This window comes from Streptomyces sp. MK37H (assembly GCF_018035285.1).
Taxonomy (GTDB): domain Bacteria; phylum Actinomycetota; class Actinomycetes; order Streptomycetales; family Streptomycetaceae; genus Streptomyces; species Streptomyces endocoffeicus.
Genome location: NZ_JAAAYH010000794.1, coordinates 1 through 1,802, shown reverse-complemented (window position 1 = coordinate 1,802; position 1,802 = coordinate 1). Strand labels below are relative to the sequence as shown.

1 protein-coding gene is annotated in these 1,802 nt (G+C 76.4%); it reads right to left on the bottom strand.

What is annotated here, in order from left to right:
- Positions 1–26 precede the first annotated feature (26 nt).
- Positions 27–1,559, bottom strand: coding sequence for a phosphotransferase (locus GWI24_RS43965; RefSeq protein ID WP_210951600.1), 1,533 nt, complete (start codon positions 1,557–1,559; stop codon positions 27–29).
- Positions 1,560–1,802: the final 243 nt, after the last annotated feature.

Below are 1,802 nucleotides of genomic sequence, written 5' to 3'. Positions count from 1 at the left end.
CCCGGACCGGGCTCCCCGGTCCAGAGTCAGGCGCGGGTGGCGGCCAGGCGGTGGATCGCGGTCATCGGGACGGACAGCCAGTCGGGGCGGTGCCGCGCCTCGTAGAGCACCTCGTAGACGGCCTTGTCGGTCTCGTGGGCGCGCAGCAGCTCCGGCTCGTCGCGCGGATCGGTGCCGGAACCCTCCGCATAGCCCGCGCAGTACGCGGCGCGGGTGCGGCCCGCCCACTCCTGCGGGCGCTCATGGCGTCCCACGGCCGCCGCGTAGTCGAAGGACCGCAGCATGCCCGCGATGTCGCGCACCGGCGGCTGCGGGCGGCGCCGCTCGGCCAGCGGACGGGACGGCTCGCCCTCGAAGTCGATGAGTGACCACCGCCCGCCTCCGCCGCCGTCGTTTCCCGTGAGCAGCGCCTGCCCCAGGTGCAGATCGCCGTGGATGCGCTGGGCCGCCCAGGTGCGGCCCGCGCGCCCCAGCGCGGCCAGGTCCTCGTACGCGCCGTGCAGCGCGGTGCGGTACGGCTGGAGGGCGGGCACCGCGGCGGCGGCCGAGTCGAGCCGTTCGCTCATCGCGGCGGCGAGGTGCTCGATCTGCGGGCGGCGCAGCACGGAAGTGGGCAGTGCGCGGGCCATCGCCAGATGGACCTCGGCGGTCGCGTGCCCCAGCGCGCGGGCGGCGTCGGTGAAGTCGCCGTCGGCGGCCAGGGCGTCCAGCGCGAGCTGCCAGCCGTCCCGGGAGCCGGTCAGGAAGGGCTGGAGCACCCCCAGCGTGACCGGCTCCGGCCGTGGCCCGGCGCCCTCGGCCGGGGGCTCGGCCTCGAACCAGGCGGCGGGCGCGGGCACCCGGGCGCAGCCGGTGCGGGCGAGCGCGAGGGGGAGTTCCAGGTCGGGGTTGGTGCCGGGGCTGACCCGCCGGAAGAGCTTGAGAATAAACGTATCGCCGTAAACCACCGAGGAGTTGGACTGCTCGGCGGTCATCACCCGGGGCGCGAGCGCGGAGGGGATCGCGCTGGACGGCTCCCGTACGAAGCGCAGCGGGCCGAGCCGCCCGGGCATCCGCAGCCGCTCCAGCAGCAGCGTGGTGAGCCGGGGGTCGGCCAGCGCCTCGTACACCGTCTGCCCGTCCAGCGGCCCGCCGCTGGGCCGGCCGATGAGCGCGGGGGCGAGCGGCGGCGGCAGGGCGGGGCGCGCCCCGAGCAGGAGCTGGTAGCAGTCGCTGGCCGCCGCCCCGCGCCGGTGGCCGCAGCCGAAGCCGTGCCGGTGGCCGGGCGGCTCCGGCTGCTGGGCGCGGATCAGCAGATGGAGCAGCCCGGGCGTGCCGCCGCTCGCCCGCCACGGCAGCAGCTCGGTCGCGGAGACCAGCGCGAAGCCGGTGACGGGACGGCCCTTGCCCGCGAACCAGCGCTGCCGGGGCAGCCACTCGGCGAGCAGCGGCGCGAGCGAGGTGAGCAGCCCGGGCGGGCCCGCGGCCGCGGCGGTGCGGGCCGCGGCCGGTGGGGGCTGGTCCCGCGGTACGGCGGTCGGCGGGTGATGTGCCCCCCGGGAGAGCGGAGCTTCCGGCATGGCGTCGCGTCCTTTCCCCGGGCACACGACAGATCAGGGCAAAGTGTCCCGGATTGCGGCATTGACTGTGCGACGGTGCGGGACGTGTCGGGCGAGGATCGTCCGTACGGCGAGCCCGGTGAACGCCATCGGGCCCGCCGGTGACGGTGTGAGTACAGAGTGCCCATGACGGGGGGTCGAAAACGCCCGTACGCGCCCGAGATGGACGCGTACGGACGAGCGAAGGCCGTGTCCGGCCGAAAC